The following is a 20,381-nucleotide window of genomic DNA, read 5'->3' on the forward strand; positions in this document are numbered from 1 at the left end:
TTTTCTCAACAATTTACCTTTACAATATTCATATAAAAATTAAGAAGGTGTATCCTATGAAAATTTCTATTAAACTCGGTCTATGGTTTTTTATCTGCATTTTTATCATTGAAGCATCTTCTATGTTTTTCTTACATCGTAATGTTGTCCATTCTCTTGTTAATGAAGAGTTAAACGCCCTAAAATTACGGGGAAACAGCCATCGTGATGTTATTGAAATTTCTTATGATGAGGCAACATTACATCACATTAAAATAATGGAGTCACAAACAGATACTGAGGTAGTTATAACAAATGACGTTGGAAAAGTCATTACTTCATCTAAAACAATAGACAAAGAAATGAACAAAATCCTAAAAACAAAACATGAAGAATCTAAAAATGGTCTTCTCATTCAATCTGACTGGCAAGATGAACGATATATTTCGACGGTTTCTTCATTCCAGGCTCGTAATGGAGAGCTTGGGTTTGTTTATATGTTCAAAAGTACCGACCAAATACAACATGTTATATCACGATTAAATGAACATTTTATGCTGGCTTCAGTTCTCATTATCTTTCTCATGCTGTTTACCATATTCTTCTTATCAAACGCTCTAACTAAACCTTTGATTTTAATGAAGGAAGCAACAAGAAGAATAAGTAAGGGGGATTTTTCAGTTTCCCTGCCTAAAACTTCAAATGATGAAATAGGAGAGTTATCAACTTCCATTCATATTTTAGCTAACGACTTAAACTATTTAAAAAAAGAAAGAAATGAATTTTTAGGAAGTATTTCTCATGAACTACGTACCCCTCTTACCTATATTAAGGGTTATGCAGATATCGCAAAAAGAAACAACATATCTGAAAAGGATCGACTTCATTACATACATATTATTTATGAAGAATCAAACCATGTGAGTGATCTTCTAACAGAACTATTTGATTTAGCTAAAATGGATCAACATACTTTTTCTATTTCAAAGGACAAAGTTAACATCTGCTTATTCATACAATCTATTTTTCAAAAAATGAAACCGGCTTTTGAAAACAAAGGAGTAAAACTTAAGTTTATTTGTCAAAAAGAAACTTTTGCACATATCGATCCTATTCGATTTGAACAAGTCTTCTTAAATTTGTTGGATAACGCACTCAAATACTCTGATACCAATACATTGACTGAAATTGAAATAACAAAGGAAGAAGAGATAATAGATATTTATGTCAGAGACCAAGGTCCAGGAATACCTGATGAAGATTTACCATATATCTTTGACCGCCTATATCGAGTAGATAAATCACGCTCAAGGTTAACGGGAGGTTATGGGTTAGGATTATCAATAGTGAAAGAAATAATTGATGCCCATGGTGGAACTATTTCGGTAGAAAGTCAAGTAAATAAGGGAACATGCTTTAAAATTACGTTAAAGGGGCTGTATGATGAAAACCGTTTTGCTGATAGATGATGAGCAAAGAATGCTCGATTTATTATCTTTATATATAGAACCTTATGGATATACCTGTATTAAAAAGAGATCTGGTAATGAGGGCTTAGAAATTCTGTATCACAAAAGCATTGACCTTGTAATCCTTGATATTATGATGCCTGAATTGGATGGATGGAAAACCTGTGAAAAAATAAGAAAAATATCTGATGTACCCATAATCATGTTAACAGCCAGAAGTGAAAAGGAAGATATTGTAAAAGGCTTAAAAAAAGGTGCTGATGATTACCTGGTCAAACCATTTCATGAAGACGAGTTAATCGCTCGTTTAGAAGCCATTATGAGAAGAACAAGCAGAACTTCTCACTCTGAAAACATAATTTATTTTGAAGGGTTATTACTAAATCAGTCCACATATCAGATAACATATCAAGAGAAAGAACTTGTTCTGACACCTAAGGAATATGGCTTACTCGGATTGTTCTTAGAAAACCAAAACAAAGTATTTTCAAGAGAACATTTACTTTCAACTTTATGGGGTTTAAAGGCTGAAACAGAAGATCGAACCATTGACTCACATATACGGAATATGAGAGAAAAGCTGCGTAAAGCAAACTTCCCTGTAGAACAATATTTAAAAACAGTTTGGGGAATAGGTTATAAATGGGTTTCCGACAAATAAAAAAACGATATTGAAAAGAGAACTCGGGTTATCCCAAGTTCTCTTTTCCTTCATACTTACTCTTCTATTGGTGATAATTCACTTTCTGTTACCCATTTATGGTTTTTCACTTCTTCTCCACCAGTTGCAGGTATGTAATCAACCATATACACAGTCGTCTCTTCAACAGAGTCAATTACAGCTTCTGCACCATTCATACCTTCCATATGATCAGCATTTAAAACAACTTCTTCACCTGGCTTAAATGGTGTATCCCCTGCATCTTCGATTTCCTCATGAATGATCCACATATGATTTTCAACTATATCTCCGCCTGTTGTTGGTGTATAAGAAACAGCATAAACTTCTGTATCATAAGCCCCAACAATTGTTGCTTCTGCTCCCTTCATACCCTCCATATGATCTGTTTCAAGGATAGCCTGGCTCCCCACTTGATATGTAGGATTTTCTGCCTCCTTTAAACCTTCCGGAACCTCACCAGAACTTGAATGGTTCATCTCAGAATGATCCATTTCCGAATGTTTTGCCGTATTTGTATTCGTATCCTCATTATTTTCAGATGTTTTCTCATTATTACTAGTACATGCAGCTAATAAAATGGCTAATAAACTTGTCAAAATAATTAGGTGGATTTTTTTCATTTTACTACTCCTTTTTCTTATTTTAGTTGTTAAAGTAATTCCCTATATTTTCTTATTTATAGGTCTCTATATTTCTAACATAACAAATGACTTTGCAGAAAGTATGCAAAAATCATATCAACTTTATTAATTTCTAAGAAATGTAAAGGTTTTGTAAATATTGTAGGTATGAGTGGAAAAATTAAATGAAGATGTTACAATATTTAATATCGAAACCCAATATTGGAGTTCGATATCGGCATAAATTAATGAGGTGATTTATTGGAAGACAAAGTCCTGCGGAAATTGTTTCTCGGTTTTATTCACATTCACATCCTTCACCATGCAAAGGAACACCCAATTTTTGGTGTCTGGATGCTCGAAGAACTTAGAGAACACGGGTATAATATCAGTCCCGGCACCCTTTATCCTATCCTTCACACCATGGAGTCAGATGGTCTCTTAATAAGAGAAGACCGAAATGTAGAAGGAAAAATACGAAAATATTATACAACTACTGAAAAAGGGAACATGGTTCTAAATGAAGCTCGGGCAAAAGCATATGAGTTATTCAAAGAAATAAAAGAATAGGAAAGGCAGGTAAATAATAATGGAACAAAAAAATACACTAAAGACGTTGCTTGAAATACTAATTGTTTCAACAAGACTCGGTTTTACATCATTTGGTGGACCCATTGCACACTTAGGTTATTTCCATGAAGAATATATTAGACGAAGGAAATGGATGGATGAAAAAAGCTATGCGGATCTAGTAGCACTTTGCCAGTTTCTCCCCGGACCGGCCAGTAGCCAGGTAGGGATTGGGATTGGTGTCATGCGTGCGGGAGTATTGGGAGGAATCACTTCCTTTATAGGCTTTACCCTTCCCTCGGTTTTAGCACTTATTATCTTTGCTTTAATCCTTCAGGGATTTGATGTCGCAGATGCCGGATGGATTCACGGCCTGAAAATAGTCGCCGTTGCCGTGGTTGCCCATGCAATCCTAGGAATGGCACAAAAATTAACTCCTGATTTAAAGAGGAAAACAATTGCTTTATTTGCCTTAGTAGGAACACTGTTATGGCTAACAGCCTTTACACAAGTCGGTGTGATTATCATCGCCGCATTCGTTGGATTTCTCTTATATAAAGATCACGCAGAATCTGAAGAATCAAGAATTGAGTTTCCTATTTCAAAAGGATTTGCCATTGTTTGCTTATCATTATTTTTCGGGTTACTCATTCTACTACCAATCTTAAGAGAAATGACTTCGATAAGTTGGATTGCAATGTTTGATAGCTTTTACCGCTCAGGATCATTAGTATTTGGCGGAGGGCATGTCGTCTTGCCTTTATTGGAACGTGAATTTGTTCCAACCGGGTGGCTGTCTGAAGAAGCCTTCTTAGCCGGTTATGGAGCAGCACAAGCAGTTCCCGGCCCACTTTTCACATTTGCAGCCTATTTAGGTGCCGTTATAAATGGCTGGCAAGGTGGATTAGTAGCAACGGTTGCTATTTTCTTACCCGCATTTCTATTAATTCTAGGAACTTTGCCATTTTGGGATACATTGCGTCGTAATCCTAAAATTAAGGGAGCGTTACTTGGAGTAAATGCAGCGGTTGTCGGAATCTTAATCTCCGCATTTTATCACCCTATTTGGACCAGCAGTATACTTGCACCAATTGACTTTGCCTTTGCTGCCGTATTATTCAGTATGTTAGTTTATTGGAAGCTTCCTCCATGGATCATTGTGTTGACCGGGGCTGTTGGAGGTTTACTTATTGGATTGATTTAATGTCGAACAAAAAGAAGTTACCTAATCTGGTAGCTTCTTTTGTTACTTCACACTTTTTATCTAAAATAAAGGTTTCTATGTTGTAATTTAGATAGTTGAAGATAAAAACCGATTCGTTCCATTCCGCTCCAGACACAAGACTCGCCGGGGAGGAAGCTGAGCCGGTGGGGTCTCAGCCTTTCCTCACATCCCGCAGGAGTCAAGTGTTTTCCGCTCCATTTCACTATCTATCATTACAATTATAGCAACGATTTATGCAAAAACAGTTGTGATAAAAACTCAGATATCTTTTACATTATATATATATTTTTTAACATCCATTTACATCAATTTTTTTTGATTAATCGTTGACAAAAGAAAAATTTGGATATATAGTTTAAACATCAAAAAAAATTGATATAGAAAAGGTGTATTTCATGAAACAGGAAATCAACTTCCAAGATGTATCTTTAGAAAAAACCTTTGAAATGTATGAGAGCAAGTTTAAAGCCATTGCAGACAAAAAAAGATTGCAGATCATGAACCTTCTTACACAAAAAGGTGAAATTAATGTTAATGATCTGGCTCCAATGGTAAACATGACACAATCAAAGCTGTCATATCATTTAAAAATACTTTTAGATGCCAACCTTATTATAAGAGAAACAAGAGGTACATGGAATTATTACAAACTTAACCTCGATGAAGTAAATCACCTATTATCAGCAGAGCTTTGTTGTCTATTTCGGCCAACTTGCTGATAATTTTTTTCTGTAATATATCAATTTTTTTTGATAAATAGATCAAAATAATTTGTTTTAGGAGGAAGTTATGTTTAATGAGTATGAGATTTATATGCTTTCAAAAATAAAACAAAATGAAATGACTGAATTTAGTTCTTTTTCGATTCCTGTAACTAAAGAAGATAAGCGTACTGATGATACTAAATCAATTGAAATGATTTGTTGCCAAACAGTTTGTTGCTAAAAACGGAGAATTAATGACGAAATAGACCCTTAGGAGGAATGAAAATATGAACATTCATATTGGTTTAAATGTAACAGATTTAGAGACTTCCCTTACCTTTTATTCTAAGTTATTTGGTGCAAAACCTGTAAAAGTAAAACCAGATTATGTGAAGTTTTTGTTAGAGAACCCCGGGTTAAACTTTACATTACGACCAGTAGATCGTGTAGAGGGTAATCATATCAATCATTTTGGTTTTCAAGTATTCCGTACAGATGAGTTGGTAAAACATAAAGAGAGGCTGGAAACGGAAGGTTTTTTCTCTCGTAATGAAAGTGATACTACATGCTGCTATGCTAAGCAAGATAAATTTTGGATAACAGATCCTGATGGCCACGAATGGGAATTTTTCTTAACAAAAGAAGACACTGAAGTAGATACCATTGATTCTTGTTGTAATGAATGAATAGTATTGGTAAAGGAAAAGCCGCGGGATATGTGTCCCACGGCTTTTTTATTATTCTCCGGTTTTTGCAAAACGTTCAATTCTTTCTCCGATTTCATCACGTACACGCCCAAAGAACGCCCATTTTTCTTCATCTGTTCCTTCTGCTTTCGCCGGATCATCAAACCCCCAGTGTACTCGTTTAATATGTGGAGGAGTAACTGGACAATTGTCTGCCGCATGACCACAAAGTGTTACAACTAAATCAGCATGATTTAAAATTTCCGGATCAATCACATCAGATGTTTGATTTGATATATCAATACCTGCTTCTTTCATTGCTTTCACTGCATTTGGATTTAAACCATGTGCTTCCAAGCCGGCACTTTTTACTTCCCACTCATCACCTAAATGCTTTTTTGCCCAGCCTTCTGCCATTTGGCTTCTGCAAGAATTTCCTGTACATAAGAAGTAGATTGTTTTTTTAGACATGTTTATTTCTCCTTTTCAGATAAGATTAATGGATGATAAGTAACCAAATATATAAACCAACAAGGGTAATAAACAATGTTGGGATGGTTAGGATAATTCCTGTTTTAAAATAAGTGCCCCAAGAGATTTTCACACCTTTTAAAGATAAGACATGAAGCCATAATAAAGTAGCTAAAGAGCCTATTGGTGTAATTTTCGGTCCTAAATCGGAACCAATTACATTAGCATAGATAAGAGCTTCTCTTATTACACCTGTTGTATTTGTATCGGAAATGGCTAGTGCATCAATCATAACAGTAGGCATGTTGTTCATGATTGACGATAAGATTGCCGCAATAAACCCCATTCCAACTGTTGCTGCAAACAACCCTCGGTCTGCTGTTACTTGAATTAAATCGGCTAATACATTTGTTAAACCAACGTTTCGTAAGCTGTAAACAACGACATACATTCCGATTGAGAAAAAGACAATTGCCCAAGGTGCCCCTTTAATGACGGCTTTTGTGTTAACAACAGGACTTCTTTTTGCCATGACTAAAAAGAAGATGGCAACAATACCGGCAATGAACGATACAGGAATGCCGATGAACTCACTTGCAAAGTATCCAACAAGTAAGATTCCCAATACAGCCCAGGACAATTTAAACATCTTTTCATCACGAATGGCTTCTACTGGTTTTTTCAATTGAGATATATCATAATTTCTCGGGATGCTTTTACGGAAAAAGAGAAATAAAACCAAAATACTTGCACCTAGTGAGAAAAAGTTAGGAATAATCATTCTTGATGCAAACTCGACAAATCCTATCCCGAAAAAGTCTGCTGATACGATATTCACTAAATTACTAACGACTAGTGGAAGTGAGGTTGTATCTGCAATAAATCCACTAGCCATAATAAATGGAAACACCATCTTTTCATTAAAGTTTAAGTTTCTTACCATCGCAAGGACAATCGGTGTAAGGATTAATGCTGCTCCATCATTTGCAAAGAGTGCAGCTACAATTGCCCCTAATATACTGACATAAACAAACATTTTCATGCCGTTTCCTTTTGCAGCCCTTGCCATGTGTAAAGCTGACCACTCAAAGAAACCTATTTCATCTAATATTAAAGAAATAATAATAATCGCAATAAATGCTAAGGTTGCGTTCCAAACAATTGACGTTACATCGATTACATCTTTAAAATCAACAACACCTACAAGAAGGGCTAAAATCGCCCCGCCACATGCAGACCAGCCAATGGATAACCCTTTTGGTTGCCATATGACGAGCGTAAGTGTGAGTAAAAAGATAACGGATGCCAAAATTACTGATGTCATTTCATCCCTCCATTATTCACACGAAATACGTAATCCTTGTTCTTCTAATTCTTTTATTCGATAATCCTGGTTCGGAAGGTGTTCAAGTACGTTTTGAACAAATGGATAATAATTACTGCTTTTGTTTAATGAATAAATGATCCACTGTCCTCTTCTCGTTTCTTGAACAATTCCTGCATCTTTTAGTTTTCTGAGATGTTGACTGATGGCTGGTTGACTTGCTTTAAAAATTTCAACAAACTCACACACACAACAATCATTTGAATCCAACATTTTCACCATTGTTAAACGTGTTCTGTCACCTAATAGTTTTAATACTGTCGCAGCTTTATCTATTTCAAGAGTTGTTTCAGACATTGTTTACACCTCCACTTGCATCCGTAGATTACTATATAATAATTTACTTATATGTTCAATAGCTAAATATAGTCCTATGTAAAGTTTCTACATTCATGCATATCCTTATGCTAATAAAAAAATCACTGCCTAAGCAGCGATTTTTTACAAGTATCTTCTCGATACACTTTTTCCATCATAAGAAAACAACACATTTTTCCCTTCCAGCATACTTTCCATATGAACAGGTCTGCCCCATAATTGATAAATATATGGAAGCACCTTCTCTAAGTATTTTAGATCAAGCTCAATGTCTTCAAACCAGTGCTTTAAGTAAAGTTCATTATTTTTCAAATAGTCCCCATCATTAACCGTAATATATGGGAAGCCGCCGTTTACCCTCATGCTGACAAGCTGATCGCGAACTGATTCCCAGCCTTTATCAACAATTTTATAATCCCGGCCTTGCTTCTGGAATAAGTACATATCCTCACGCATGACAAGGTCTTTTGTTAAATAATTACGGATAAACGATATATCGGATTCCACTTCACGGACTTCAAACATTTTTTCACGGCCTGACCCGGGTTGAGCACCGAACATTAACATTTCTTCTGTCGGGTTATCGTATCTTTCTTCAATGTCTTCAAAAATTTTCAGCCCTAAATAATATGGATTGATGCTTGTTTTTGATGGCTGTACAACACCTGCATTAAGCTTCGCAAATTCTATTGCTTCATCAGAAGTTAAATCAAGCTCCCTGATAATGCGTTGGTGCCAATATGAAGCCCAGCCTTCATTCATGATTTTTGTTTCAAGCTGAGGCCAGAAATAGAGCATTTCTTCTCTCATCATCGTTAAAATATCACGTTGCCAATCCTCTAATTCCCGGCTGTATTCTTCAATAAATAATAAAATATCTTTCTCTGGTGAAGGCGGAAATTTCTTTTTCTTCTTTTTTATTGTAGGCTTTGGTTCAGCCTTTTTATCAAGATTCCAAAGGTCATCATATGGAGTGACCTTCGGCTCTTCCGCATCTTCGTCAAATTCAATATCATCAATCGTCCAAGAAAGCTTTGGACGAACAAGGGAAGGATCAATATGTTCCTGTATGGAAAGAACCGCATCTAAAAATGTTTCTACCTCTTGCCTTCCATGAATGAGTTCATATTTCTTAATTCGCTCTGCTGTGGCAGACATACTCTCAACCATTTCACGTTTTGTATTACTAAAACGTGAATTATTTTTAAAAAAGTCACAATGTGCCAATACGTGAGCGACGATTAATTTATTTTGGATTAAAGAGTTAGTATCTAAAAGAAATGCGTAGCAAGGATCTGAGTTAATGACAAGTTCGTAGATTTTACTCAAACCTAAATCATATTGAAGCTTCATTTTGTGAAATTGTTTCCCAAAGCTCCAGTGTGAAAACCTTGTAGGCATACCATATGCACCAAATGTATAAATAATATCAGCAGGACATATCTCATATCTCATTGGATAAAAATCAAGTCCGAAGCCTTTCGCAACTTCGGTTATTTCACTAATAGCATATTCCAAAGCCTTTTGGTCAGCTGCTTTCATGGTCTCCCCCTAAAGCAAATCTTACAATAATGTATGAGCCTTAGTTGAAAAACATGCTAATCTGTTCAAAGGAAGACGCTAGCATCTTCTACATTAATAAAAAGTAGATCCCAAAAATAAACGCAATCACGATTACAAAAATCCCAAGTGTAATCACGGTTATTTTCGGGGTTCTAAATGTCTGGTCGTTAATTGCTTTATATTTTCGTAAATAAGCAATGGTTGCCATAATGATCGTTAAAATTCCTACTCCAACTGATGTTATCCCAATAATATTGGCTAAATAATCACTAGTCTGTGAAAGATTCGGTTCCATATTTTCATGTAAATTTGATACAAGAAATCCCACACCAATAATCGCAATCGCTGTTCGGATCCAAGCTAAAAATGTTCGCTCATTTGCCAGGTGTTGTTGTATGTATTTGGAATCGATTGTTTTTTGCTTTTGTTCCAAGTCTTTCTCCATCTATCTCACCTAACTTTACAAATATATAAGCATAATACTAGTTGATAAGTTTATCTATACCCTTTCAGGAAAAATTTACTCTGAACCATAAAGCCCTATAAATACAAAAAACCACTAACTGTAAGGAATACGTTTCCTAAAGTGAGTGGCTCGCTTCAAAATTAACTTTACGCTTCCTGATACTGCTTCAAATCAATTGCAGGACCAAAAAATTCATAATTAATATTCTCTGATTTCACACCAAGTCTTTGAAGGTTTTCGATTACACTTCCCATAAATGGTGCTGGACCACATACATAAAATGTTGCATCCTTTTCTATCACAATCTGTTCAAGCTTTTGTAAATCTAAGTATCCTTCAAAATCAAATTTATTTTCCTCACGATCAGATGCAGTTGGCTGTTGGAGGATGACATATTTCTTTGCATTTGGCATTGATTGAACCGTTTCACTAACTTCATGTCCAAAGGCTTGTACATTTCCATCATTTGCTGCCTGGATAAATGTTACCATTCGACTTGGCTGGTTATCTCCAACTGTTTTTAGCATACTAAGCATCGGTGTAATGCCGACACCACCACTAATGAGATAAAGCGGAGAATTTGCTGATCTATCTAGAACAAAGTCACCTGCAGGAGCAGTAATTTCTACTTCATCACCAACATTGACTGAATCATGAAGATAGTTTGATACTTTACCATGTTGATCTATGTTTTCTCCTGTTTCTTTCTTAACGGAAATTCGTAATGTTTGTTTCCCAGGAGAGTCAGAAAGACTGTATTGACGATTAAGTAAATACTCTTCACCTGGAATAGATAATCTTATCGTAATATACTGACCTGCTTGAAAATTTGGAGCTGGCTTACCATCAGAAGCTTCAAGATAGAACGATGTAATAACAGAGCTTTCTTGTTCCTTTTTAACAACCTTGAATGCCTTGAATTCTTCCCAAGCCTCATTCTTGGCTTTGTTATACATTTCTTCCTCAACATCGATAAAGACTTGGGCGATCACTCCATATGCTTCTCCCCAAGCTTCAATAATGTCAGGTGTTGCTGCATCTCCTAATACATCTTTAATCGCTTTTAATAGGAATTCTCCTACAATTGGATAATGTTCTTTTTTTACATTTAAACTTCTATGCTTGTGAGCTATTTGTTTAACCGCTGGTAATAATACTTCTAGTTGATCAATATATGTTGCTGCTGCATAAACCGTATTAGCTAAAGCAGTTTGCTGACGACCTTGTTTTTGATTGGCATGATTAAAAATATTTAATAATGCAGGGTGTGCTTCAAACAGGCTTTTGTAAAAATAAGATGTTATTTCCACTCCACGCTCAGCTAAGATTGGTGCTGTTGATTTCACAATTTCAATTGTTTTATTAGATAACATCTATTCCAACTCCTAAAGAAGTATTTTGAATACATCTTTATCATAGATAAACCATGATTTAAAAGCAATATATAAAATACATCTTTAAAAAAGCTGTCACATTTTCCTACAATAATATCTAAAACGTACACACCCTATGGTAAGATAGGTCTAAAGTTACTTTTAAACATAGGTTCTATTATGAAAACTGTTTTGGTTGATTGAAGTGAGCATCCTGGAGCTTCAATCAACCATACGCTATACTAATTATGAAGTAATATCATGACCAAAAAATCCATTTCAGTCCGACTAAATCTTTCTAAAAATTAATGTGAGGTATGTTTTATGCGACTAACCCTTTATACAGACTACTCGTTAAGAGTCTTGGTATATCTTGCTACAAAACCTAAAGAAGATCTTTCAAATATAAAAGAAATTGCAGAAGTTTATAATATTTCAAAAAATCACTTAATGAAGGTCACATATGAGCTCGGAAAAATGAATGTCATCGAAACAATCCGCGGCAGGAATGGCGGAATTCGGTTAGCCATGCCTCCAGAGGAAATTAATATCGGAGATATTGTTCGAAAAACTGAGGAAGATTTTCATCTTGTCGAGTGTTTTGATCAAGACAACAATCAATGCATTATCTCTCCTGCATGTGGCTTAAAACATGTATTAAACAAAGCATTACAAGCATATCTGGAAGTCCTTGATCAATATACTTTAGCTGACGTAGCAAGGAATCAATCTGCTCTACTCTCCTATTTTTTATCTAAATAAAAAAAGGCGACCTCACAGGTTGCCTTCTCTCATTTCGGAAACATTCACGGTAATCAATTGTCCTGTTTTCGGGTTAAATACAACATCAACCTTTACAATAAACGGTTTATTGTTTTGCTTTCCCTTCACATGAAAAACATCTTTTGACTCTTCTTCATTTACAGCTTCTCTTCCATCATACTTATAATCAACAAACTCAGCGTCAGGATATTTTTCTTTTGCAGATGATAAAGCAATACGGCTCCATTTTTTGTAATCCACTTCCTGTACATTTTGTTCCCCGTAAGCTTTTAATCCTGCAGTAAAAATAATTGAGAGAGCAATGAACACAAAAAAAACTTTTGATAATGTTTTCATAAGACAGACCTCCATTACGGCTTTCTATCAATTAATCTGCCCCGACATTTTGTCCATATTCTCTAAAGAAATAATTTATTTTTCTACCAGCAGCTCTTTCTTTGCATATTCACAGAGAATGAATCCAATTTCTTTATTCCGTTTCCACTCCTCGTCAAACACGGACAATGGAGGGTTTGTATCCTCAACAAGATAACTAAGTTCAATCGTTACAGCCGGTCGTTCATATGCTTGAATAAACCAGTCTGTGTATCCCCCGCCTATAGCATCAAAGGGCGGATAGGAGATTTCATAGCGTGTTTTCTCTGAGATTTTTTCAATAAGCGAGTAGTCACGCTGAAGATGGTGAAAAGAATTAAAATAATACCAATACAGCTCTCGACCAGAGGTATGATAGGCCGCTGCTGTAAGAGGCTTTATTTGCTTTGTAAAATGTGTTAAAGCTTTCGTTTCCTTTGATTCCAGAGGCTTATCGCCTTTAAAATGTGAGTAGGATGCATATGCCGTATCTCCTTCAATATTGTCCCATCCGGCTGGATACTGTCTATTTAAATCCACTCCTAAACCATTTGCTTTCCAACGGGAAAAATCTGCATTTCCTTCATTCATATCGATATAGACCTCTTGAAACAGATAGGGAAATGAGCTAACCCCATTTTGTTGAATCGTCACACCGTCAGGATTCACCATCGGGATAAACCAAATCGCAACATCATCTAAGATCTCAGGAGAATGCCCTGAAAATGGACGGGAATGTTTATAAGCCTCCGCGTATTGCTTGATCATTTCCATCATGATGTGTGTTGACAGCCATTCGCGTCCGTGGTGACTTCCTGTAATAAAAACGGTATTCTCTCCATGACCGATTTTCACCGCAAGAAGATCTCGTCCAAATTCTGACTTACCAAACCTTCTTACTTCCAGGTCATACTCTTTTGCAATCGAAAGAAGATCTTTTTTCATGAGTTGATATGTATACATCTGTTGCTCGATATCCTTCGCTTGTACACTTTGTCCTAACGCTAATAAGAATATGAGAATTAAGATTAAACAATTCTTCATTTTTTCATCCTTTTTTGATTTTAGGTTACCATCTCTGAAGTGTTTTATGTGGGTAATGACTACCATTCCTTTTATAGCAACGACACCAAGATTTTCACAGTAACAAAAAACATAAATCACATACAATAATCATATCTCCTTAAGGGAGGGAAGATTATGAACAATGTTGATTATGACAAAGCATTGTATTACACACATCGTTCACAGTGGGATAACTTACTCATTTTAATGGTTCGAACGAAAGATGATTTTTTATCAAAGAAAATAGAACATTTCTTACATGCCTATAATTTCGAACATGACTATAAAGAGGTTGAAAAACAACTGTATTCCCTTTTGCGATATATCGACCACGCAGTGGAGGAAGAACCATTTGCTATTGAGGCTTTACATTAAGAAAAAGACTGACTTAGGATAGTATACACACACCTACCCTTAGTCAGTCTTTATTGATGAATATTTTGAAGCGCTTCTGTATAAACAGCTAATTCTTTTACTAATTGTTCAATGAGCAATGCAGATTCCGATTGTAATTCTTTCCGTTCATAGTCAAAACAATTTGGATCAAGTACAACTTGTTTCGGAATCGAGTGGGCATACAATCCCCGCATCACCGTTCTCATGTTATTTAACGCATTAATTCCACCTTTTCCTCCACCCGCAACAGCTACAAGTGCAACAGGCTTATGAGAAAAATGCTCACTGCTTAAAAAGTCTAATGCGTTTTTAAGGGCACCGCTCATTGCATTATGATACTCAGGAGATAATAAAACAATAGCATCTGCCTCTACAACCAATTTTCTTAATTCTTGAACATGTCGATGTTGTGAAGCTGCTTCTTCTCCATTATAAAGTGGGAATTCCTTTTCACTTAAATCAAAATGTTCCGCCTTATAGACCTTTGCCATGTATGTGGCGGCTATTTTTGTTCTCCCTGATTTTCTTGGGCCCCCATTGATAATCAATAATTTCATTTTCATTCTCCTTTATTTTTAAGATTCTACATATCCATTTTTCACCGCATATATAGCTGCTTGTGTGCGATCTGACAGCTGTAATTTGGAAAGGATATTTGATATATGTGTCTTAACCGTTTTTTCTGTGATATATAACGCACTTGCAATCTCTTTATTGCTTTTCCCTTTCGCCAGCTCGTTTAACACTTCCTTTTCCCGCTTCGTTAAGTCGTCTAGTTTTGTTTGGGGCTGAATCACCGGTGTAGACAAGTGAGCCATAACATGTGAAGTGACCTTCGGATGAAGTTTACTCTGTCCTTGTAACACGTCTCTTATGGTTTGAACAAGATCATCTGGTTCAATATCCTTCAATTGGTATCCGGAAGCACCCGCACGTAATGCAGGGATGACATGATCTTGATCACCATAGCTTGTTAGTATGATGATTTTAACTGTTGTGTTTGTTTCCCTAATAATTTTAGTAGCCATCACTCCATCCATTTCAGGCATTGATAAGTCCATTAAAACAACATCCGGATTTAGTTCTGAAACCAGCTTTACAGCTTCTTTCCCGTTTGTTGCTTCTCCGATAATGTCTATATCCTTCTGGGTTTTTAGAAAGAAAAGCAACCCTCTCCGCACAACATGGTGATCATCTGCAATTAACACTTTAATTTTGGACATCATTTATCCCCCTTTACTTAATGGAATCTCAACTTCAATCTTTGTCCCTTTACCCGGCAAACTTACCAACTTAAAATTCCCGTTCAAACGTTCTACTCTTTCTTTCATTCCTTTTAGCCCTAAAGAAGGAATAGCAACATTTTCATCATAATGAAAGCCTCTTCCATGATCCTCTATCATCATTTTTACATATACATCTTTTTTTGAAAGGGCGACATTCACCACAGTTGTTTCAGCATGCTTTTTGCAATTATTTAACGCCTCCTGACCAATACGCCACAGCTCTTCTTCAATATATTGAGGCAATGTACAAATACCTTCTATATCACAAGATATGTTTAATCCGAGCACATTTCCATAATGAATAAGTGCTGTTGCAATCCCATCTTCCAGCCCTTGTGGTCGAAGCTGCCATATCAGACCCTTCATCTCGTTCAATGCTTCCTGGGACAGTTCCTGCATATATGTCAGCATCTCTTTCACATCTGCCTGATTTGTCATTTCCTTCGTTCCTCTGGCTGTTAACATAATGGAAAACAACAGCTGATTAACTGAATCATGCAGATCCTGTGCAAGTCTGTTTCTTTCTTTGACCAATGCATGAGCTCTTTCCTTCTCGACTAATTGTATTCGTTTTATAGCTGTTCCAATTTGAAAAGCAACAGACTCTAATAAGGCAAGTTCCTCTTCTGAAAAATGCTTCTTATTTGGTGACGCAACATTAAGCAGTCCGAAGTTTTCTTTTCCAGCTCTCAGAGGGACTGTTGCATGATGGGTAATTCCGTTCGTCTCTCCCCAATTATGTTCGATCGCCTCTTCTATTCGCTTACATGAAATAATGTTAATCGCCTTGTTTAATCGTCCAGCCTGATATCTATCCACACACCAACAGCCGCCCTCACACATTGGCTTCTTTTGTTTCCATGTTAACCCTGTTGGCAAATCATGATCAGCTGCTAACTTATAATGACCTTTTTCATCGATTAAAAAAATCCACCCTGTTGAAAGATCTGTTACATGCAGGAGTTCCTTTAACACATCATTTAACATATCTTTAATATCCGTCGCTTCATTTAACTTTTCTGCAATGATTTTGAGCGTATTTAAGTCTTGTATCCGTTTATCAGTTCCAGTCATTTGCTTTTCTCCCTAGTCTTCTTATCTTTATTATATCAACAACTCCCTTTTTACGACCTTCTCTTTCTGACTTAATTTCTATACGACTTTTGGAGTATTTTTGAAAACAAAAAGCGGACAATTATGAGCTTGTCCGCTTTTTGGTATTACTTCGATAATGCTGTGATTAATTCATTTACGATTTCCATAACTCCAGCTTCCAGAGTTGATAAGTCTTGATCACTTTGTTCAAGTGTGTCACTTTTCACTCCAAAATAGAACTTCGCTTTTGGTTCAGTTCCGGATGGTCTTACACAAAACCATGAATTATCCTCTAAGATGTATTTCAACACGTTTGAACCAGGTAGATCGATTTTCGCCTTTGTACCTGCCGCAACATCTTGACGTTCACTACTTTTATAATCCTCAATTGCTACAATTTTCTTGCCTGCAACATCAGTAGGAGGATTTGATCTAAATGACTGCAGAATGCTTTGAATTTGCTCTGCACCTTCTTTTCCTTTTAACGTAAGAGACTGAAGTCCTTCTTTGTAGTAGCCGTACTCTTTAAAGATTTCAAGTAAGCCTTGGTACAAGGTAAGACCTTTCTTTTTATAATAAGCCGCTACTTCAACTGATAATAACGCTGCTTGTACAGCATCTTTATCACGAGCAAAATCACCAATGAGGTAGCCATAGCTTTCTTCATATCCAAACTGGAATTGATATTGTCCTGTACGTTCATATTCATTGATTTTTTCACCAATAAATTTGAATCCTGTTAGTGTATCAATTGTATCAAGACCATATGACTTTGCGATCTCTCTGCCGATTTCTGATGTAACGATTGTTTTTAGGACGACTCCATTTTCAGGAAGTGTTCCTTGTTCCTTTTTCTCTGACAATAGATAATTCAGGAGTAATGCACCTGTTTGGTTACCAGTTAAAACAACGTATTCCCCATCATTATTTTTAACCGCCACGCCAAGTCTGTCTGCATCTGGATCTGTTCCAATCAGGACATCCGCATCGATCTCTTTTCCATCACGGATTGCTAGAGTGAATGCATCATGTTCCTCGGGGTTTGGAGATTTAACAGTTGAGAAGTTTGGATCAGGCAGCTCTTGTTCTTTTACAACTGTTACATTTTTATAACCTAATGCTTCTAAACCGCGACGAACCGGTTTATTTGCAGTACCGTGTAGCGGCGTGAATACAACCTTCAGATCGACTTCTTGTGATAATGAAGGATTCACTGAAATGGTTGTTAGCTTTTCTGTATAAGCCTGGTCAATTTCTTCACTGATCATATTGATTAAACCTTGAGACTTTAATTCACTCTCGTCTTTAACCTCTATTTCCAGTTCATCTTCAACCTGATTTACATAAGAGATCACAGTATCTGCTGCAGCTGGGGGTAATTGTCCGCCATCTTCGCCATACACTTTATATCCATTATATTCAGGTGGATTGTGGCTGGCTGTTATCACGATTCCTGAAAATGCATGTAAGTGTCTTACAGCAAATGATAATTCAGGAGTCGGACGTAATTCTTCAAATACATATGTTTGAATGCCATGTGAAGCTAATGTTTTTGCTGCTTCCATCGCAAATTCAGGTGATTTATGACGGGAATCATACGCAATCGCGACTCCGCGTTTTTTGGCTTCATCACCAAAAGAATTTATGTATGTTGCTAAACCTTCAGAAGCTTTACGGATTGTATATATGTTCATACGGTTGGTACCCGGTCCGATTTCACCACGCATCCCACCTGTTCCAAACTCTAGTTCTTTATAGAAGCAATCTTCTAAAGCCTTTTCATTTCCTTCTAAGTTTGTTAATAGAGTTCGTAGTTCTTGATCTAAATCTTGTTTTTGATTCCAACGTTGATAGCTTTGTTCCCAGCCCATTTTTACCTCCTAGGAGTTTTACTAAAATTTCATCTTAATTTTAGCATATTATAGAACATTCCACATAATTGAATTTCTACAAATTCCGCGCATTTGCTTAGGTTGTTAGGGAGACGTTATTTTAGAACAATTATCGGAATAAAGTAATGTGTATATAGCTGGTGGATTTGCTTTATTACTATATTTGTTTTTCGACAAAATTTTTGAGGTTCCCCATTTTTTTACTTAGTTGCTATGTAATAAGTCTATAGGTATGGTTGTTTGAAGCTCCAGGATGCTCGCTTCAATCAACCAAATTAGTCTTTTTATAGAACTTTGAAAAAAAAATAATAATATTCCTTTTACCAAAGTGCAAAGAAAGGTTATAAGACTGCTTATAAAGCACAATGACATGAACCTGATCTTGGGTTTAACATCTAAAAATACACCCCTAAAAAAGCCAACTCTATATCATAATCTTTGAGTTGGCTTTACATATTATTTTTTATATTGTATCGAATAAATATCTTTCCTGCGGTCTTTCAATTGATTCACAGTACCTGATTGGCGTTGGCGTCTTAGGATTTCGAGATCGACGTCACCGATGATGACCATTTCGATATTTGGATCACATTCTCCCACGACTCCGTCTCTGGCAAATTCAAAATCTGATGGTGCAAAGATGGCAGATTGAGCATATTGAATGTCCATATTTTTCGTTTGCGGAAGATTTCCAACAGTTCCAGCGATAACGGTGTAAATTTGATTTTCCACAGCACGTGCCTGGGCACAGTAGCGTACACGTAAATATCCTTGGCGGTCTTCTGTACAGAAAGGAGTAAAGATAATTTTTGCTCCTTTGTCTGTAGCAATTCGCGCCAGCTCAGGAAATTCAATATCATAACAAATTTGGATGGCGATTTTTCCACAGTCTGTATTAAACACCTTCACTTGGTCACCGCGGCTGATTCCCCACCATTTTCTTTCATTCGGTGTAATGTGGAGCTTATATTGCTTCTCAATTGTTCCGTCCCTTCTAAAAAGGTAAGCAATATTATAAATCCGCCCTTCTTCTTCTACGACATGTGAGCCACCAATTATGTTCACATTATACTTGACTGCCAGTTCAGTAAATAATTCAATATATTCTTCTGTAAATTCAGTTAAACGTTGAATAGCCAAGCTTGGAACTTTTTCATCTAAAAATGACATGAGCTGTGTTGTAAAGATTTCAGGGAAAACAGCAAAGTCTGAGCCTGCATCTGAAGCTACATTTGTATAATACTCTACTTGTTTTGCAAATTCTTCAAATGAACGAATTTGCTTCATCATATACTGAACAACACAAATGCGAACAGGATTGGATGTTTTGTAAAAACGTTTCGTGTTCGGCTGATAATCAACATTATTCCATTCCATCAATGTTGCGTATTTATTTGAAGCAACATCATCAGATAAATAGTTTGGATTAATCCTCATAAGGGTAAATTCATTTAAAAGCTGAAACGATAAAACAGGGTCATAAATTTTATGTAATGTAACCTGCTGAACATATTCTCTTGCCGTCAGTTCATCAGCATATTTATAATAATTCGGGATTCTTCCTCCGATAATAATACTTTTTAAATTTAGCCTTCTGGCTAAGTCCTTTCTTGCTTCATATAGACGGTGGCCAATTTTCATTCGGCGATAATCAGGATGAACCATGACTTCGATTCCATACATATTATAACCATCAGGATCATGATTCGTAATATATCCATTATCGGTAATATCATCCCATGTATGTCGATCATCATACTCGTCAAAATTCACTAAAAGACTTGAGCATGAACCGATGATAATCCCTTCAAACTCAGCACAAAATTGACCTTCGGGAAAATGATCAAGATGACTTTCCAAATGCTCTCTTTTCCATGGTTCCATCCCCGGAAAACATTTTTCTTGAAGTTCAATAATGGCATCAATATCAGTTTCCAGGATATTGCGTATGATCATTTTTTTCTCAAATTTTGTTAAATCAAGTTTCTCAGACATAGTGG

At 36.1% G+C, this 20,381-nt stretch carries 23 protein-coding genes; 9 read left to right on the plus strand and 14 right to left on the minus strand.

All coding sequences use genetic code 11. From position 1 onward, the window contains the following. Positions 1-56 precede the first annotated feature (56 nt). Both AC0L8O_RS19160 and AC0L8O_RS19165 read left to right on the plus strand, forming a co-directional pair. Positions 57-1,448 carry a HAMP domain-containing sensor histidine kinase gene (locus tag AC0L8O_RS19160; RefSeq protein ID WP_473444582.1) on the plus strand — a complete coding sequence of 464 codons (1,392 nt, stop codon included), beginning with the start codon at positions 57-59 and terminating at the stop codon, positions 1,446-1,448. Continuing rightward, positions 1,423-2,109, plus strand: coding sequence for a response regulator transcription factor (locus AC0L8O_RS19165; RefSeq protein WP_473449037.1), 687 nt, complete (start codon positions 1,423-1,425; stop codon positions 2,107-2,109). The genes AC0L8O_RS19160 and AC0L8O_RS19165 overlap by 26 nt, the downstream gene beginning before the upstream one ends. Before the next feature lie 56 nt (positions 2,110-2,165). On the opposite strand, the gene AC0L8O_RS19170 is transcribed toward AC0L8O_RS19165, so the two are convergent. After that, the gene (locus AC0L8O_RS19170) at positions 2,166-2,750 is read right to left on the minus strand and encodes a YdhK family protein (RefSeq protein ID WP_473444584.1); all 585 of its coding nucleotides are present in this window, start codon (positions 2,748-2,750) and stop codon (positions 2,166-2,168) included. A gap of 261 nt (positions 2,751-3,011) precedes the next feature. Here AC0L8O_RS19170 and AC0L8O_RS19175 point away from each other — a divergent pair, with 261 nt between their 5' ends. The 5 genes from AC0L8O_RS19175 (at position 3,012) to AC0L8O_RS19195 (ending at position 5,935) form a co-directional block, all read left to right on the plus strand. Further along, the gene (locus AC0L8O_RS19175; RefSeq protein WP_473444586.1) at positions 3,012-3,320 is read left to right on the plus strand and encodes a PadR family transcriptional regulator; all 309 of its coding nucleotides are present in this window, start codon (positions 3,012-3,014) and stop codon (positions 3,318-3,320) included. Positions 3,321-3,339: 19 nt separating this feature from the next. After that, a complete protein-coding gene (locus AC0L8O_RS19180; RefSeq protein WP_473444588.1) occupies positions 3,340-4,524 on the plus strand; it encodes a chromate transporter in 1,185 nt (394 codons plus the stop codon). 416 nt (positions 4,525-4,940) lie between these two features. Next, positions 4,941-5,264: an ArsR/SmtB family transcription factor gene (locus AC0L8O_RS19185; RefSeq protein ID WP_026561166.1), complete on the plus strand. Its 324-nt coding sequence runs from the start codon at positions 4,941-4,943 to the stop codon at positions 5,262-5,264. A 70-nt stretch (positions 5,265-5,334) separates the two neighbouring features. Next, positions 5,335-5,490 carry a hypothetical protein gene (locus AC0L8O_RS19190; protein WP_473444591.1) on the plus strand — a complete coding sequence of 52 codons (156 nt, stop codon included), beginning with the start codon at positions 5,335-5,337 and terminating at the stop codon, positions 5,488-5,490. Between the two features lie 46 nt (positions 5,491-5,536). Then, positions 5,537-5,935, plus strand: coding sequence for an ArsI/CadI family heavy metal resistance metalloenzyme (locus AC0L8O_RS19195; protein ID WP_473444593.1), 399 nt, complete (start codon positions 5,537-5,539; stop codon positions 5,933-5,935). Between the two features lie 51 nt (positions 5,936-5,986). On the opposite strand, the gene arsC is transcribed toward AC0L8O_RS19195, so the two are convergent. The 6 genes from arsC to hmpA form a co-directional block, all read right to left on the minus strand. Beyond that, positions 5,987-6,406: an arsenate reductase (thioredoxin) gene (arsC, locus tag AC0L8O_RS19200; protein ID WP_473444595.1), complete on the minus strand. Its 420-nt coding sequence runs from the start codon at positions 6,404-6,406 to the stop codon at positions 5,987-5,989. A 25-nt stretch (positions 6,407-6,431) separates the two neighbouring features. Next, entirely contained in the window at positions 6,432-7,730 is a 1,299-nt protein-coding gene (locus AC0L8O_RS19205; protein WP_473444597.1) for an arsenic transporter, read from the minus strand. A 12-nt stretch (positions 7,731-7,742) separates the two neighbouring features. Further along, on the minus strand, positions 7,743-8,087 hold the full coding sequence (locus AC0L8O_RS19210; RefSeq protein WP_473444599.1) for an ArsR/SmtB family transcription factor: 345 nt from the start codon (positions 8,085-8,087) through the stop codon (positions 7,743-7,745). 144 nt (positions 8,088-8,231) lie between these two features. Next, positions 8,232-9,650 carry a SpoVR family protein gene (locus tag AC0L8O_RS19215; protein WP_473444601.1) on the minus strand — a complete coding sequence of 473 codons (1,419 nt, stop codon included), beginning with the start codon at positions 9,648-9,650 and terminating at the stop codon, positions 8,232-8,234. Positions 9,651-9,738: 88 nt separating this feature from the next. Next, positions 9,739-10,116 carry a YidH family protein gene (locus AC0L8O_RS19220; protein ID WP_034332687.1) on the minus strand — a complete coding sequence of 126 codons (378 nt, stop codon included), beginning with the start codon at positions 10,114-10,116 and terminating at the stop codon, positions 9,739-9,741. Positions 10,117-10,283: 167 nt separating this feature from the next. Then, positions 10,284-11,510, minus strand: coding sequence for an NO-inducible flavohemoprotein (gene hmpA / locus AC0L8O_RS19225; RefSeq protein WP_473444603.1), 1,227 nt, complete (start codon positions 11,508-11,510; stop codon positions 10,284-10,286). A 324-nt stretch (positions 11,511-11,834) separates the two neighbouring features. Between hmpA and AC0L8O_RS19230 the strand changes: the two genes are divergently transcribed. After that, complete coding sequence (locus AC0L8O_RS19230; protein WP_473444605.1) at positions 11,835-12,272, plus strand: RrF2 family transcriptional regulator; 438 nt, start codon at positions 11,835-11,837, stop codon at positions 12,270-12,272. A 12-nt stretch (positions 12,273-12,284) separates the two neighbouring features. Here AC0L8O_RS19230 and AC0L8O_RS19235 read toward each other — a convergent pair whose 3' ends face one another. Both AC0L8O_RS19235 and AC0L8O_RS19240 read right to left on the minus strand, forming a co-directional pair. Further along, positions 12,285-12,629 (minus strand): DUF3889 domain-containing protein, encoded by a 345-nt coding sequence (locus AC0L8O_RS19235; protein WP_473444607.1) that lies wholly within the window; start codon positions 12,627-12,629, stop codon positions 12,285-12,287. A gap of 75 nt (positions 12,630-12,704) precedes the next feature. After that, complete coding sequence (locus AC0L8O_RS19240; RefSeq protein WP_473444610.1) at positions 12,705-13,691, minus strand: M14 family zinc carboxypeptidase; 987 nt, start codon at positions 13,689-13,691, stop codon at positions 12,705-12,707. Between the two features lie 156 nt (positions 13,692-13,847). On the opposite strand from AC0L8O_RS19240, the gene AC0L8O_RS19245 reads away from it, so the two are divergent. Further along, complete coding sequence (locus tag AC0L8O_RS19245; RefSeq protein ID WP_078435489.1) at positions 13,848-14,087, plus strand: YhdB family protein; 240 nt, start codon at positions 13,848-13,850, stop codon at positions 14,085-14,087. Between the two features lie 50 nt (positions 14,088-14,137). Here the strand turns inward: AC0L8O_RS19245 and AC0L8O_RS19250 are convergent, their stop codons facing one another. From AC0L8O_RS19250 to AC0L8O_RS19270, 5 genes are all read right to left on the minus strand, one after another. Next, positions 14,138-14,665 carry an NADPH-dependent FMN reductase gene (locus AC0L8O_RS19250; protein ID WP_473444612.1) on the minus strand — a complete coding sequence of 176 codons (528 nt, stop codon included), beginning with the start codon at positions 14,663-14,665 and terminating at the stop codon, positions 14,138-14,140. 18 nt (positions 14,666-14,683) lie between these two features. Then, entirely contained in the window at positions 14,684-15,334 is a 651-nt protein-coding gene (locus AC0L8O_RS19255) for a response regulator (RefSeq protein ID WP_473444614.1), read from the minus strand. Further along, positions 15,335-16,468: a GAF domain-containing sensor histidine kinase gene (locus AC0L8O_RS19260; RefSeq protein ID WP_473444616.1), complete on the minus strand. Its 1,134-nt coding sequence runs from the start codon at positions 16,466-16,468 to the stop codon at positions 15,335-15,337. A 146-nt stretch (positions 16,469-16,614) separates the two neighbouring features. Further along, positions 16,615-18,360, minus strand: a complete 1,746-nt coding sequence (locus AC0L8O_RS19265; RefSeq protein ID WP_473444618.1) for a phospho-sugar mutase — start codon at positions 18,358-18,360, stop codon at positions 16,615-16,617. Positions 18,361-18,837: 477 nt separating this feature from the next. After that, the gene (locus AC0L8O_RS19270) at positions 18,838-20,376 is read right to left on the minus strand and encodes a GNAT family N-acetyltransferase (RefSeq protein WP_473444620.1); all 1,539 of its coding nucleotides are present in this window, start codon (positions 20,374-20,376) and stop codon (positions 18,838-18,840) included. Between the last annotated feature and the right edge of the window lie 5 nt (positions 20,377-20,381).

This window comes from Metabacillus sp. KJ11-3 (assembly GCF_055808295.1).